The organism is Nocardiopsis sp. TNDT3, from assembly GCF_003427465.1.
GTDB classification, from domain to species: domain Bacteria; phylum Actinomycetota; class Actinomycetes; order Streptosporangiales; family Streptosporangiaceae; genus Nocardiopsis; species Nocardiopsis dassonvillei.
The window spans coordinates 1-13,929 of record NZ_QPFC01000164.1; the positions used below are offsets into that span (position 1 = coordinate 1).

Annotated in this window: 12 protein-coding genes; 5 read left to right on the plus strand and 7 right to left on the minus strand. The window is 73.4% G+C overall.

Annotation, left to right across the window (positions count from 1 at the left end; all coding sequences use genetic code 11):
- Positions 1 to 147: 147 nt before the first annotated feature.
- The gene (locus tag DQW06_RS04540; RefSeq protein ID WP_117198011.1) at positions 148 to 1,221 is read right to left on the minus strand and encodes an alkene reductase; all 1,074 of its coding nucleotides are present in this window, start codon (positions 1,219 to 1,221) and stop codon (positions 148 to 150) included.
- A gap of 113 nt (positions 1,222 to 1,334) precedes the next feature.
- Here DQW06_RS04540 and DQW06_RS04545 point away from each other — a divergent pair, with 113 nt between their 5' ends.
- Entirely contained in the window at positions 1,335 to 1,712 is a 378-nt protein-coding gene (locus DQW06_RS04545) for a MerR family transcriptional regulator (RefSeq protein WP_013152054.1), read from the plus strand.
- A 95-nt stretch (positions 1,713 to 1,807) separates the two neighbouring features.
- Here DQW06_RS04545 and DQW06_RS04550 read toward each other — a convergent pair whose 3' ends face one another.
- Positions 1,808 to 2,317, minus strand: coding sequence for a hypothetical protein (locus tag DQW06_RS04550; protein WP_013152055.1), 510 nt, complete (start codon positions 2,315 to 2,317; stop codon positions 1,808 to 1,810).
- A 210-nt stretch (positions 2,318 to 2,527) separates the two neighbouring features.
- The gene (locus DQW06_RS04555) at positions 2,528 to 3,184 is read right to left on the minus strand and encodes a TetR/AcrR family transcriptional regulator (protein ID WP_013152056.1); all 657 of its coding nucleotides are present in this window, start codon (positions 3,182 to 3,184) and stop codon (positions 2,528 to 2,530) included.
- A 54-nt stretch (positions 3,185 to 3,238) separates the two neighbouring features.
- Between DQW06_RS04555 and DQW06_RS04560 the strand changes: the two genes are divergently transcribed.
- Positions 3,239 to 4,213 (plus strand): alpha/beta fold hydrolase, encoded by a 975-nt coding sequence (locus tag DQW06_RS04560; RefSeq protein ID WP_117198012.1) that lies wholly within the window; start codon positions 3,239 to 3,241, stop codon positions 4,211 to 4,213.
- Positions 4,214 to 4,369: 156 nt separating this feature from the next.
- Positions 4,370 to 4,666 (plus strand): hypothetical protein, encoded by a 297-nt coding sequence (locus DQW06_RS04565; RefSeq protein ID WP_117198015.1) that lies wholly within the window; start codon positions 4,370 to 4,372, stop codon positions 4,664 to 4,666.
- Positions 4,667 to 5,009: 343 nt separating this feature from the next.
- On the opposite strand, the gene DQW06_RS04570 is transcribed toward DQW06_RS04565, so the two are convergent.
- The 4 genes from DQW06_RS04570 to DQW06_RS04585 form a co-directional block, all read right to left on the minus strand.
- Positions 5,010 to 6,632 carry a carbohydrate-binding protein gene (locus DQW06_RS04570; protein ID WP_117198013.1) on the minus strand — a complete coding sequence of 541 codons (1,623 nt, stop codon included), beginning with the start codon at positions 6,630 to 6,632 and terminating at the stop codon, positions 5,010 to 5,012.
- Positions 6,633 to 7,756: 1,124 nt separating this feature from the next.
- Positions 7,757 to 8,521 (minus strand): cupin domain-containing protein, encoded by a 765-nt coding sequence (locus DQW06_RS04575; protein WP_117198014.1) that lies wholly within the window; start codon positions 8,519 to 8,521, stop codon positions 7,757 to 7,759.
- A complete protein-coding gene (locus tag DQW06_RS04580; RefSeq protein ID WP_013152060.1) occupies positions 8,518 to 9,438 on the minus strand; it encodes a PmoA family protein in 921 nt (306 codons plus the stop codon). The genes DQW06_RS04575 and DQW06_RS04580 overlap by 4 nt, the downstream gene beginning before the upstream one ends.
- On the minus strand, positions 9,431 to 10,588 hold the full coding sequence (locus DQW06_RS04585; protein ID WP_013152061.1) for a Gfo/Idh/MocA family protein: 1,158 nt from the start codon (positions 10,586 to 10,588) through the stop codon (positions 9,431 to 9,433). The genes DQW06_RS04580 and DQW06_RS04585 overlap by 8 nt, the downstream gene beginning before the upstream one ends.
- 139 nt (positions 10,589 to 10,727) lie before the next feature.
- Between DQW06_RS04585 and DQW06_RS04590 the strand changes: the two genes are divergently transcribed.
- Together DQW06_RS04590 and DQW06_RS04595 are read left to right on the plus strand one after the other, a co-directional pair.
- Entirely contained in the window at positions 10,728 to 11,744 is a 1,017-nt protein-coding gene (locus tag DQW06_RS04590; RefSeq protein WP_013152062.1) for a LacI family DNA-binding transcriptional regulator, read from the plus strand.
- Between the two features lie 410 nt (positions 11,745 to 12,154).
- Positions 12,155 to 13,801, plus strand: coding sequence for an amidohydrolase (locus DQW06_RS04595; protein WP_013152063.1), 1,647 nt, complete (start codon positions 12,155 to 12,157; stop codon positions 13,799 to 13,801).
- Positions 13,802 to 13,929: the final 128 nt, after the last annotated feature.

A 13,929-nucleotide genomic window follows, 5' to 3' on the forward strand; every position in this document is an offset into this window, starting at 1 on the left:
GCCCTTCCGGGAGCCTTCCCGGAAGGGCCGCCGTGTTCCCGGTACTTCCTGCGCTGCCTCGCGTCTTCCACGCGGACTTTCACGCCCGAGCGCGGACACCGGGCGGGGCCGGCCGGAAACGGGTCATGACCAGCACAGACCTGGAACCTACGCGCTGTACTGGTACGCGGGGTAGGTCAGGTAACCCCGGTCGCCGCCCTGGTAGTAGGTCGCCTCGTCCACCGGGGCGAGCGGCAGCCCGGTGCGCAGCCGCTCTACCAGGTCGGGGTTGGCGATGAACGCGCGGCCGAAGCTGATGAGGTCGGCCCCCAGCCCCAGCCAGTGGTCGGCCTCGGCCCGGCCGACCTGCTTGGGACCCATGGGGAGCACCGGGTTCATGATGAGGGTGCCCGGCCAGGCGCGGCGCAGCTCCAGCAGCAGTTCCTCGTCGGTGGTGGCTTCGAGGTGGACGTAGGCCACCCCGATCCGGGCCAGCTCGGCCAGCAGCGCGGTGTACAGCTCACGCACGCCCGTCTCCTTCACCCCCCAGAACTCGGCGCCGGGGGAGAGGCGGATACCCGTGCGCTCCGCCCCCACGGCGTCGGCGGTGGCGGCGGTCGCCTCGACGGCGAACCGGATCCGGTTGGCCACCGAGCCCCCGTAGGAGCCGGTGCGCAGGTTGGCGTTGTCCGAGAGGAACTGCGAGATCAGGTAGCCGTTGGCCCCGTGCAGTTCGACCCCGTCGAATCCGGCGGCGACCGCGCGGCGGGCGGCCCGGGCGTAGGACTCGGCCTGCTCGGGCACCTCGGCCTCCTCCAGCGCACGCGGCACCGGCACGGGCTGGGGGCCGCTCGGCGTGAACACGTTGCCCGTGGCCGCGACGGCCGAGGGGCCGACCGGCCGCGTTCCGGTGGTCTCGGGGTGCGAGACGCGTCCGCCGTGCATGATCTGGGCGAAGACACGGCCGCCGTTGGCGTGCACCGCTTCGGTCACCGGCTTCCAGGAGGCGACCTGCTCGTCGGTGTACAGCCCCGGCGTTCCCGGGTTGGACTGCCCCACCAGGCTCGGCTGCACCCCCTCGGAGACGATCAGCCCGGCGGTCGCGCGCTGGGCGTAGTACGCCGCCATGGACGGTGTCGCCAGTCCGCCCTCGGCGGCGCGGACGCGGGTCATCGGCGCCATCACGACCCGGTTGGGCAGGTGCAGGTCGGCGAGCCGGTAGGGCTGGAAAAGGCTGGTCACGACAGGTTCTCCTCCGTGGGCGGTGTACCCCGGTCGGGTACGTCGACTACGCTAAAACCTCACATTGATGTGAGGGGCAAGCGGTTGTGCCGCAGGTCACGAGGGAGGAAGCCGTGCGCATCGGGGAACTCGCCAGGCGGACGGGCGTGAGCGTCCGGTCCCTGCGCTACTACGAGGAGCAGGGGCTGCTCATGAGCACCCGCAGCGACAGCGGGCAGCGGCACTACACCGAGGCCGCGGTCGAGCGCGTCGCCTTCGTCCAGCGGCTGTACGCCGCCGGGCTGTCCAGCCGCACCATCGCCGAGGTGCTGCCCTGCGCGGAGGCGCCCAGCGAGGGGAACTCGGACGCGGCGATCGAGCGCATGGCCCAGGAGCGCGACCGGCTCACCGAGCACATCGCCGAACTGGTGCGCACGCGCGACACGCTGGACGGCCTGATGGAGACGGCCCGCGTCTACCGGGAGCGGTTCCGCTCCGGCGCCGCCGCCTGACGCGCCCCCGCCTTTTCCCTGCCCTCCCGGCCTGTCCCGTCCCGCTCCGTCCGGGTCCGGCCCCACCGGTCGACGGGGCCGGACCCGGACGGCGGTCAGCAGCGGTAGGTGGTGCCGTTGGCGGCGTTGCCCCAGTTGCAGGAGCTGATGGTGCCCGTGCTGGAGTTGTTGTCGGCGCTGCCCGGACGCTTCAGGCGCAGGTCGGGGTTGCGGCTGGTGCTGCTGTTGAGCAGGACGTGGCGGTCGTAGCCCCGGTAGATCTGGTGGTAGCCGTTGGAGTCGCGCCGGTGGGTTCCCCTTCCGGTGCGCACGTAGGCCGTCGCCCCCGCGGGCAGGTTGTAGGAGGGCAGCGGTCGCCCGTAGGTGTTGGTGGTGATGTCGGGGACGTACCCGCCCACGTTGACGGTGCGCGTGGTGACGTTCCTGATGAGGAAGTACTCCCCGTTGACGTTGCTGGAGGTGTCCGACCCGGCGGCGTTGGGACGCACCTGGGTGACCATGAGCGCTCCGGTGGTGGAGGCGGCCTGTGCGGGGGCCGACAGCAGTGAGGCGGCGGTGACGGCGGCCGCGGCGATCGCGGCGGCGCGCAGGGCAAGACGTGGCATGGACGCTCCTGAGGGGCTGATGGAAGCGTCATCGTTGCAGGAGTCATGCCTCATGCGCGGTCTTTTGAAAGTATTTGGCCTGGTTTGGCCAACGTGTACACCGGTCCGGTGGTACCGCGTCCGAGGCCGTGTCGATCCGTGCCGTCGCCGAAGCCGCCGAGGCTCCGGCGCGGCTCCGGTCCGGGGGCCCCGCCGGTGGCCCCGCGCGGATCAGGAGAAGAGGACGCCGTCGAGCATGGCGACCAGTTCCTCGGCCGCCGCGAGCGGGTCGTAGTCGGGGTGGTCCAGGTGCTCGGCCACGATCGCGTCCATGCCGCCGCCGACGATCAGCGCCGTGGTGCGCAGGTCCGGCCCCTCCGTGCCCGAGTCCGCTCCGCGCGCCCGCCGGGCGGCCGCCATCAGGTCCGCCAGGGGGCGCCAACGCTGGCTGGAGCGGCGATCCTCCTCGCTCACCGCCGCGATGACCACCCGGGTGTGGCCCGGGTGGTCGCGCAGGTAGCCGACCATCGAGCGGATGTAGGCGGCGGGGGCCCGCTCGGCGTCGGCGCTCTCCACGGCCCGGCCCACGTGCTCGACCAGGCCGGTGAGCGCGCTCTCGTGCGCCGCGCGCACCAGGGCGTCCTTGGAACGGAAGTGGTACAGCACCGCCGCCTTGGTGATGCCCGCGGCCTCGGCGATACGGGCCAGCGAGGTGGCCGCGTCCCCGTGCTCGGCGATGAGCCGGACCGTCACGTCGATGAGCTGCGCGCGCCGCGCCTGCTCGGTCAGAGTGGGCCTGCGGGACCCGCGCTCCCGCCCCCGTGTCCGCCCTTCCGCCTGTTCGTGCCCCTGTTCGGGTTCCCGTGACCGGGGGTTCTCTCTTGTCATGACTCCAGAACTTACCGTATGGTCAGATTACTTACCAATCGGTTAGGGGTTGTCATGCGGAAGAAGAAGCGCAACCGGTGGATCATCGTGGCGTGCGCCGTGGTCGTCGCGGTGCTCCTCGCCGCGGTCGCCCTGCGCACGCCCTCCCCGGTGGGCCACTGGCGCTCGGCGGAGGGGCGGGACGCCTTCACGCGCACCTACGAGGCGGCGATGGCCGACCTGCCCCGGCCCGCCGCCGAGATCGACGTGCGCACCGACTACGGGGTCGTGCGGATGTACCGCTTCGAGGGCGCGGGGGACCGGGAGGAGCCGCTGGTCCTGCTGCCCGGCCGGGCGGCGCCCTCGCCGGTCTGGGCGGACAACCTGCCCTCCCTGCTGGAGGTCGGGGACGTCTACACGGTCGACCTGCTGGGCGAACCCGGGATGAGTGTGCAGGACCGGCCGATCGAGGACGACGCCGACCAGGCGGCGTGGCTGCACCAGGCCCTCGACGGCCTGCCCGAGGAGGGGTTCCACCTGGTGGGGCTGTCGTTCGGCGGTTGGTCGGTGACCAACCTGGCCGTCCGCGAACCCTCGCTGGTGGCCTCGGTGACGCTGGTCGACCCGGTGTTCGTCTTCGACGACATGCCCATGGAGGTGGTCCTGCGCTCCCTGCCCGCCTCGCTGCCCTGGCTGCCGCGCTCCTGGCGCGACGGCTTCAACTCCTGGACCGCGGGCGGCGCTCCGGTGGAGGACGTTCCGGTCGCCCGGATGATCGAGTCCGGCATGCAGAACTACGCGATCAAGCTGCCCCAGCCCGGCAGGATCAGCGAGGAGTCCCTCACGGACCTGGACATGCCCGTGCTGGCGTTCGTCGCCGGACGGTCGGTGATGCACGACCCCGACACCGCCGCGGCCACCGCCGAGCGCGCCCTGCTCCACGGCACGGTCGAGGTCTACCCGGAGGCCTCGCACGCGATCAACGGCGAGTACCCCGAGGAGATGGCCGCCGATATCGACGCCTTTCTGGACGAGGTCGACCGGTCCTGAGACGGGCGCCCTCGGGCCTTGAGGCGGGTGTCGACCGGCCCTGGACGGGGTGCCGAGCGCCCCGGGACGGGTGCCGACCGGTCCTGAGACGGATGACGGCCGTCCCTGAGATGAGCGGCGCGCTTGCTCCGGGCCGTTCGCGGGCACCACACGGACATGCCCGAACGCACCGAGGACGGACGCTACGTCGTGGTCTCCGGCCGCCGTTGGCGCGCGAGCGACCCGCAGTTGCCGGAACCGGTACGCGAGCGCCTGGTGAGACACCTGATGTCCGCACGCAGGGACGTGGCCGCCGCGCTGCGCGCCGGGGACACCGACGCCGAGGGGCGGGCGCGCGCACGCGTGGCCCTGGCCAAGCACGGCCTGGGCGAGCGCGGCACGCCCTGGTGGGAGCTGCCGGAGGCCGACCGCCGCCACCGCTGGGAGGAGGCGCTGCGCCGCCTGGACCCCTGAGGGGCCGCGGCCCGGACGGTCTTCGTGCCGCCGGACGGGGCCTGCCGCACTCCTGCGCCGAGACGCTGCGGCACCCGCGCAGGGGGGCGGACCGCTGCGCCCGGAACCGGAGTACTGAGCCCCCTCGGCCCGTGGCGCGGCGGTTCCGGCACGCGAGTCGCCCGGGACCGCGCACGTCCCGTGGGACGCCCGGCGCCCCACCTGGAGCGCGAAGGCCCCGGCCAGCGGACTTCCCCGCTGGTCGGGGCCTCCTGTTTCTCGGGTGCGGGCGCGGGTGCGGGTCCGGGGACCGAACCGTGGCGGGCGCCTCGGTCGCGTCAGCGCACCCGGGCCGCGGTGCCGGTTACGGCGTGACCCGCTGGCCCCCGAAGGTCACGACCAGGGTGCCGTCGGCGGCGTAGGACCAGTCCAGGCCGCCGTCGTAGGAGGAGCACCGCGACCCGTTCGAGCCGGACCAGAACTGGTTGGAGCTGTCGGCGTTGCCGATGATCCGGTCGTTGGAACCGCTGTCGCACGAGGTGTTGCCGCGGAACACCGAGGAGCCGTCGTCGAAGTTGAAGTTGCGCTCCTCGTTGCCGATGCTGACGTTGTCCGACACCGTCATCGAGCCCGGGTTGCTGTTGTAGGTGAACCCGTGCTTGCCGTTGTCGTAGGCGATGTTGCCCGTGATGACGTGGTCGACCCCGATGTCCTCGCCGCCGAGCTTGAAGCCGTTGCGGTCGCCGTTGCCGGCCTGGGAGCCGTCGCTGAGGATGCCGTTCTCGTAGGCCAGGGAGTCCTCGATGGTCACGGTGCCGATGGGGCCGGTGTCGTCCTTGGTGTAGAGGTCCCAGCCGTCGTCGATGTTGTTGTGGGCCACGGCGTAGCGGAAGACGTTGCCGGGGCCGGAGGTGAGCTTGGCGGCGAAGCCGTCGGCGTCCTCGCCGTCGGAGTCGGCGTTGTCGTGCGACTCCGCGCTCAGGATGAGGTTGTGGGCGGGCCAGTCGCTCTCGGGGGTGCTGGAGACGCGGCGCGAGAGCTGGAGGCCGGTGTCGCGGTTGAAGCGGGTCACCGTGCGCTCGATGACGTTGTGGCTGCCGCTGACGAAGATGCCGTTGTCCCCGGCGTGCTCGACGACGATGCCCTCGACGTGCCAGTAGGACGCCTCCAGCGCCAGGCCGCGGTTGGCGGAGTCCTCGCTCTGGGCGGAGAAGTCCAGCACCGGGGTCTCACCCGGGTAGGCGGACAGCTCCGTGCGGTTTCCGGAGGTGCCGTCCTCGCCCAGCGGGATGGTGACCGTGTCCGAGAAGGAGTAGGTCCCGCCGCGCATGTGGATCGTCCCGCCGGGCTCGATCCGGTCGATGGCCGAGGTGAGCGTGGTGGGGTCGGACTCGGTGCCGTCCGCGCCCGCGCTGCCGCCCGGGGCCACGTACAACGCGTCCGAGGTCGGCGGGTTGCCGTCGTCGCCGCCGCCGTCATCGCCGCCGCCGTCATCGCCTCCGCCGTCGTCGCCACCGCCGCTGGTCTCCACGTCGAGGTAGTCGACGTTGGGCATGCCCTGGGAACCGGTCGGGTCGAACCGGATCGTGTTGGCGCCCTCGGCCAGCTGGACGGTGAGCGTCTTGGTCGTCCACGCGTCCCAGTCGCCGGTGCCCTCGAAGGAGACCGACGCCGTCCGGGAGCCGTTCACGAGGACGTCGGCGGGGCGGGCGGAGGAGGTGCCGTTGGCGAAGCGCACGGTCAGCGTGGCCGTTCCCGAGGCGGGGGCGTTCACGCTGAACTGCACGTGGGCGCCCTCCTCGTTCTCGGTGTCGCAGAACCCGTCGCCGGAGTAGCCCGGCCACTCGGTCTCGATGCTGCCGTTGCAGGAGGCCGAGGAGCCCTCGGCCTCGTAGCGGGTGGTGGCGGCGTGCGCCGCGGTGCCGGAAAGCGTGACGAGCGTGCCTGCCAGTAGGGCGGCGCACGCGAGGGCGGGTCTGGTTCTCATCGTTCGTCTCCAGGGGGGTTGGTGCGTCTGACCAGTGGGACGTTGAACGGAAGGGTCGGGGGAGGGAACCGGGGACGGGCCGCCCCCGGGTGCGGACGGTGTGGCACGGCCGGTGCCGTGTGGTCGGCGCGGCGCGGAAAGCGCGGCGCGGTCGGTCATGGGGTGGTGCGGCCACGGGGTCGGCCGTGCCGGTGGAACGGTGACGCCCGTAGTTCGGAAAGCGCTTTCAAACGAGAAGTTAAGTGTTCGTTCCCAGCGCGTCAACGGTCTTGTTCTCCATGCGCTTTCGTGTTAATGGCGCGGAGTTCCTCCTGTTCGGAGCGGTGGTCTTTTTCTCGTAGGTGCTCTGTGTCAGGGTTCGTGGCGCTCGGTGGCGGTGGCGGTGGCGCGCCGGCAGCGCGTCGAGGCGTCCGTCTATGTGCCTCGTAGGGCAGAAGAGGCGTGAGTGGCGAATGGTGTTTCGGTCGTGTTTGTGCGACGCGCTTCACGAGGGCGTTGACCTGCTCTGACGGCGTGGCCGGAGACGCCGAACCAGGTGATGCGGAAAGCCCTTACCAGGACATTGGTGAACGCTGGCGCCGTCAGCCCCGCGCCCCGGTACCGCCTCGTCAATCCCGCGCCTCGGGGGCGCGGGCCCCGGAGGCCTCCTCGGCGATCCGCTCGGCGTCGCCGTCCCCGATCAGCCGCAGGTCACCGGCCAGCCCGATGACCTCCTCGGGGGCGGGAGCGCTGGCACTCGGGCCCCCGAGGAGGTCGGTGTTCCCTTGTAGGGCACTGGGGCACCGGGGCTTTCGGGTCGTCCGGGGTCTCCGGGGCCTTTGAGGCCGCCCTGTCTTCTGCGGCGGTCGGTGTCCCCTGCCGGGACGCTGAGACAGCGGGGAGGCGGGGTGCCGGGGCTTTCGGGTCGTCCGGGGTCTCCGGAGTCTCTGGGGTCGCCCGGTCCTCTGTGGCGGTCGGCGGCCCCTTCCGGGTCACCGGGCTTCCAGGCTGTCTGGGGTCACCGGGATCGCTGAGGTGTTCCGGGGCCTCTGGGGAATCTGGCAGGTCGGAGGTCCCCGGGGCCGTTGAGGTCTCCGGGGCTTCCCGAGTCGCCCCGGACCTCCGCGACCGAGGAGGCCCGGGGCCTATGGGGTCTCCGGGGCTCCCGGGGGTTCGCCGGTCTCGGGAGCGTCCGCGACCCGCCACGTGCGCAGGCGTCCGCACATCCCGAAGGCCCGGGGCCCCGGCATCGGCTCGGTGCGCACCACGGCCGCCTCCCGCATGATCCCCGGGTCGCCCCCGGCCAGCGCCGCGAGCTGCTCCCGGGTGCGCTCCACCTCCCGTTCCACGCCCTCGCGCCAGATCTCCCGCCACTCCCGCACACGCGGCCGCACCACCTGCGCCGCGAGCCGGTGGAACTCCTCCAGCGCCCCCGCGCCCTCCTCGCGGACCGACGCGACCAGCTCCCAGTAGCCCCGCAGGGCCAGGTCGCGCCGGGCCCGCGCCCGCTCCGCGCGCAGCTCCTCGGGCCCCTCCGCGGGCAGGGCCGCCGCGGCGGCGTAGGCCTCGGGGTCGGCCAGCACCCCGCGCGGGAAGGTGAACACCGCGTCGCCCGCCTCGGGCAGGCCCGCGTTCTGCATGACCACGGTGATCTCCAGCCCGCCGGAGTTCACCAGCCGGTGCACCGTGCCCGGGGCGAACCACAGCACGGCACCGGCCGCGAGCGGGTCGGCCGCGACGCCCCGCGGGGTGAGCGTGTGCACCTCGCCCTCGCCCGCGACCACGACGTAGGCCTCCGACGACGCGGTGTGGAGGTGGGGCGTGCCGCCGTGCAGGCCGTCGGGCGCCTCCCAGTCGTAGACCCGCAGGCCGCTGACGGCGGTGCCGCCGGGGAAACGGGGCGTGTTCACGGCGCGTCCTCCCCGGGCGCGTACTCCCGCGCGAGCGCACCGGCCTCGTCGGCGGCGCACACCCGGTCGACGAACACCAGGCGGTGGCGCAGGCTCAGGGTGCGGTCCGGCTCCAGGACGATCTCCTCGTCGAAGGACGGCGAGGGGCTGAACACGGGGAAGGGCTCGGTCCGCACGAACCACCTGATCGGAACGGAGGCGCTCGTGGTCCCGGCGTAGGCCAGGACGGTCGCGCCGCCGTCGATCTCGTCGTGCTGGCCGCTGAAGGCGATCCAGTTCGCCTGCGTGCCCATGACGTCGGCGCCGGTGAGGCCGGTCGCGCTGACCACGTCGCCGCCGGTCCACGAGCGGGGGCCGCGCCAGAAGAGCCCGGTGTAGCCCGCGGCGGCGCGTCCGTGGGTGGTGGGGCTGCCCAGTTCGAGGGCCCTCCCGCGCACGTTGGTCAGCGAGGTCGCGAAGTCCAGCGCCCAGATCCCCCGTTCGCGGTCCGCCGAGTGGAACCGGTGGGTGCGCACCTCGGCGATCCACCGCTCGCCGCCCGAACTCCTCCAGGCCAGGCGCTCGGTGACCGCGACGCCGTCGCCGTCGCGGGCGACGGAGGTGAACCCCTCGTGGCCGATGGCGCCGTTGTTGCCCAGCCACCGGTAGCCCTCGCCGCGGACGAAGGTCGGCCCTCCCCAGAAGTTCTGTCCCGAGACGTGGGACCAGGTCATCTGGAGGCCCTTGTGCCACCGGTGGTCCCACGGCCGGAACGCGGTCAGCGGCGCGCCGCTGAGGGTGCGCAGGGGGTGCAGGTAGGGCTTGGGCGACTCGGTGGCGGGGGAGTCGGGGCGCAGCACGTAGCGCGCGATCTCGACCCCGCCCACCGCCACGGTGAGCGCGTCGTCTCCTTCGGTCAGGGTGGGGGTCTCAGACACCTGTGGTCTCCTCCGTCCTGGTGAGGACGGCCGCGGCGGTGTCCGCGTCGCCCCCGTGCATCGCGTGGTAGAAGCCGTCGTCGGGGGTCAGGTCCCGGCGCCGCACCGTCGTGCCGGTCAGGGCCGACCGGTACATGCCCGTGACGAGTTCGAGGGCGCGCCGCCCGTCGGGGCCGCTGGCGCGGGGCCGCTCCCCGCGTTCCATCGCGTCGAGCAGCGCGGCGAGCTGGGCCCGGTGCGAACTCGGCTCGTCCTCCACCGGCGGCCAGGACGCGACCGCGTCGGCGTCGCGCACGTGCGGCGCGGGGGTCCAGCGCCAGTGCGCGTTGTCGTAGCCGTAGAGGTGCTCCAGCTCGACCGTGGCGTGCTCGAAGTCGAAGCGCAGGTAACTGGTCTCGCGGGGGGAGAGCAGGCTGTTGGCCACGGAGACGGTCGCGCCCGACTCCAGGCGCACGATCGCCATCGACACGTCCTCGGTCTCGGTGGACCGGGCGGTCGTGGACATCACGGCCGTGACCTCGGACCAGTCGCCGAGCAGGGAGAGCATGAGGTCCATCTGGTGGATGCCGTGGCCCATGCTCGGGCCGCCGCCCTCGGTCGCCCAGCGTCCGCGCCAGGGGACCTCGAAGTAGTCCGGGGCGCGGAACCACAGGGTGTTGCACACGCCGACGAGCGGACGGCCGAGCGTGCCCTCGGCCAGGTGGCGGCGCAGGCGCTCGGCGCCGGAGCCGAACCGGTGCTGGAACACGTAGCTGACGAAGGGACCGCCTCCGCCGCCGGGACCGGATTCGCCTCCCTCGTGGGTGCTGACCTCGTCGTACTCTGCCAGGGACAGCGCCGGCGGCTTCTCGCACCACACCCAGCACCCGGCGTCCAGGGCCGTGATCACCGCGTCCTTGTGCGCGACGGGCGGCGTGCACACGATCACCAGGTCGGGGGACTCGGCGCGCAGCAGGGCGTCGAGGCCGGTGTGGCGTCCGGGAACGCCCCACTCGTCGGCGGTCGCGGCCACGCGGGAGGCGTCGGGGTCGGCCAGCGCGACCACCTCGACCCTGTCCCCCAGGGCGGCGAGCGCGGGCAGGTGCCTGCCCCGGGCGATACCGCCGCTTCCGACGACGGCTACGCGAATCGGTGGTCTGGGACTCGGCACTGGCACACCCCTCGGATCACGAACCCATGGTGAACGTTCACTTTCTGCGGCCGGGTCTAAAATAGTGATCGTTCACATCCACCGTCAAGACCGACCCCGCCGACGGACGCCGCCGACGGGCCCGCCCGAGGAGGAGCCGATGGCCGAGCCCGAACCGCCCAGGCGCCGACCGACCATCATGGAGGTCGCCCGCCTGGCGGGCGTCTCCCACCAGACCGTCTCGCGCTACCTGCGCTTCGAGGGCGGGCTCAGGGAGGCGACCCGCGAGCGCGTCGACGCCGCGATCCGGGAGCTCAACTACCGCCCCAACCTCGTGGCCCGGTCGATGCGCACGCGCCGGACCGGGCGCCTGGCGATCCTCCTGCCCGGTGTGCCCGGCGCCAGCCCGAGCCGGTTGCTGGCCGGGGCCATCGCGACCGCGCACGCCGAGGGGTTCGTCGTCGAGGCGGTGAGCGTGGACGGCGGGGTCGGGGCCCGGACCGGGCGCATGCTCGAACTCGCCGGGTCGGGCCAGGTGGAGGGCGTCCTGTCCCTGGCCCCCGTCGCCCCCGACAGCCTCCGGGCCGCGGGCGAGGGCGCCTCCGTGGTCGTCTCCGCCGACTACGACGACGAGATGCGCGGTCTGGGCGAGATCGCCGACGGGTCGGTCGTCGCCGACCTCGTCGAGGGGCTGGCCAAGGCCGGGCACCGGCGCTTCCTGCACGTGTCCGGCCCGCTCCAGTACGCCTCGGCGCGGGGGCGCAGACAGACCTACCTGGAGGCGGTCGAACGCCTGGGGCTGGAGTCCCACGGCGTGTTCGACGGCGACTGGTCGGCCGAGTCCGGCGCCGAGGCCGTGCGCTCCCTGCCCGAGGACAGCGGGGTCAGCGCCGTCATCGCGGGCAACGACGTGGTCGCGGCGGGCGCGGTCCGCGCGGCGATGGAGCGCGGGTGGAGCGTGCCGGGCGACCTGAGCGTGACGGGGTGGGACAACAACCCCGTGGGCGCCTACCTGTCTCCCTCGCTCACGACGGTCGACGTGGACCTCGAACGGCTGGGCGTCAACGCCATGCGCCGCCTGGTCGCGGCCGTGCGGGGCACGGTGGCGGAGGTCGGACGGGAGCCGCTCAACACGATCCTGTGGCGCGAGTCCACCGGCCCGGGCCCCTGGCGCTGACGGGGGAGCACGGCCCAGGCGTTCGCTCGTCCGGGCGCCGGGGGCGACACGGAGGCGTCGGGCCCGGGCCGTCCTCCGCCCCGCACGTGTGACTGTGCGATGTGACACCGCGTAGGTAACGGCGTATGACGTGCGTGTTTCGGAAATGTCGCGCACCGGGCGGTCGTTGTGCACATGCCTATCGCCGCGTGCCCAATCCGATGCGAATCGCCATTGTTCGCCAGCTCACAGTTGCTGCAACCTGGAAGGAAATCCCAGGTGGGGGCGGCGTGAACCGTGCGGCACCGGCGGATGCGGAAGCGCGTGCGTCCGCCCCGGCGCGGGCGCGTCCACGCCCGCCGCCGAGCCTGCGCGCGGTGCGTCCGCCGCGACCGTCCCGACCGCTGCACCCCACGGAGAACGCCTCCAGCATGCTCGACCTCAAACTGACCAACGCCCGCATCCGCACGGTCGACGACGACCGGCCCTTCGCCACGGTGCTCGGCATCGCCGCCGGGCGCGTCCTCGGCCTGGACGAGGAGGTCGCCGACCTGCCCGCGCGCAGGACGGTCGACTGCGGCGGCGCCGTGGTCGTCCCCGGCTTCGGGGACGCGCACAACCACATGGCGTGGTTCGGACAGTCGCTCGCCGAGCTGGAGCTGGAGACGGTGTCCACCCTGGACGCCCTCTACGACGCGGTCGCCCGGGCGGCCGCGACGCTGCCCGAGGACACGTGGATCGTCGGCTCCGGCTACGACGACGCCCTGCTCGGCGCCCACCCCGACCGCCACGGCCTCGACCGGGCCGGGGGCGGCCGACCCGTCTGGCTCAAGCACCGCTCCGGCCACATGTGCACCGTCAGCAGCGCGGTCCTGCGCCAGGCCGGGATCGACACCGCCGTGTCCGACACCGCCGCGGCCGACCCGGACGGGGGAGTGATCGTCCGCGACGGCGCGGGCGCCCCCACCGGCCTGCTCCAGGAGCGCGCGCAGGAACTGGTGACCGCACTGGTCATGCCCTACCCGGTGACCGAGCTCGCCGACGCGCTCGCGCGCGCCTCCCGGGTCTACGCCTCCGAGGGCCTCACCCACGTCGTGGAGGCGGGCATCGGGCGCGGTCTGATCGGCCGCACCCCCGTGGAGGCCGCCGCCTACCAGCTCGCCCGCGACCGCGGCGAGCTGCTTCCCCGGGTCGAGCTCATGGTCGCCGCAGACAACATGCACCCGCTGGGCGGGCACGCCGACGACGGGATCGACACCGGCATCGACCTGGGGCTGCGCACCGGCTTCGGCGACGACCGGCTGCGCCTGGGGCCGATGAAGATCTGGCTCGACGGATCCCTCATCGGCCGCACCGCCGCCGTCACCGAACCCCTCTGCGGGCACGGCCACGGCGTGTACCAGAACTCCCCGGAGGAGATGCGCGCGCTGGTCGTGGCCGCCCACCGGGCCGGATGGCGCGTGGCCGCGCACGCCATCGGCGACGACGCCGTCGACGTCGCGCTGGAGGCGTTCGCCGAGGCCCAGCGCGCGCTGCCGCGCCCCGACGTGCGCCACCGCATCGAGCACGCGGGCGTGGTGCGCCCGGACCAGCTGCCCCGCATCGCCGAGGCGGGCCTGGTCCCCGTGCCCCAGCCCCGGTTCCTGTACGCCCTGGGCGACGGCATGGCCGCCGCCGTGGGCCCGGAGCGCGTGCCCTGGCTCTACCGGCACCGGTCCTTCCTCGACCACGGGCTGCGCGTCCCGGGCAGCTCGGACCGGCCGGTCGCCCCGGGGGCGCCGCTCCTGGGCATGGAGTCGATGGTGGAGCGCGTGACCGCCTCGGGAACCGTTCTGGCCGCCGACGAGCGTGTCAGCGCCGAACAGGCACTCCGGGCCTACACGATGGACGCGGCCTGGGCCAGCCACGACGAGCACCGCAGGGGCAGCCTGACCCCGGGCAAGCTCGCCGACCTGGTGGTCCTGGACCGCGACCCCGTGGACACCGCGGAGGAGGGCATCGGCACGATCCGCGTCCTGGCGACCCTCGTCGGCGGGGAGTGCGTGCACGGGGCGGACGTCCTCGACGGTCTGACCTGACCCGGCCCGGCCGGACCGGCGAGGTCCGGCCCGCCCCGGCCCGACACGACTCCGGCCCGGCCCGGTCCAACCCGGGTTCGGCCCTGTCCGTGTCCGACGGGCGGCACCGGGCGGACACCCGCCCGGCC

Coding starts and splice junctions, on each gene's coding strand:
- DQW06_RS04570 (WP_117198013.1), bottom strand. CDS start 6,632: ATGAGAACCAGACCCGCCCTCGCGTGCGCCGCCCTACTGGCAGGCACG.
- DQW06_RS04550 (WP_013152055.1), bottom strand. CDS start 2,317: ATGCCACGTCTTGCCCTGCGCGCCGCCGCGATCGCCGCGGCCGCCGTC.
- DQW06_RS04560 (WP_117198012.1), top strand. CDS start 3,239: ATGCGGAAGAAGAAGCGCAACCGGTGGATCATCGTGGCGTGCGCCGTG.
- DQW06_RS04595 (WP_013152063.1), top strand. CDS start 12,155: ATGCTCGACCTCAAACTGACCAACGCCCGCATCCGCACGGTCGACGAC.
- DQW06_RS04555 (WP_013152056.1), bottom strand. CDS start 3,184: ATGACAAGAGAGAACCCCCGGTCACGGGAACCCGAACAGGGGCACGAA.
- DQW06_RS04565 (WP_117198015.1), top strand. CDS start 4,370: ATGCCCGAACGCACCGAGGACGGACGCTACGTCGTGGTCTCCGGCCGC.
- DQW06_RS04590 (WP_013152062.1), top strand. CDS start 10,728: ATGGCCGAGCCCGAACCGCCCAGGCGCCGACCGACCATCATGGAGGTC.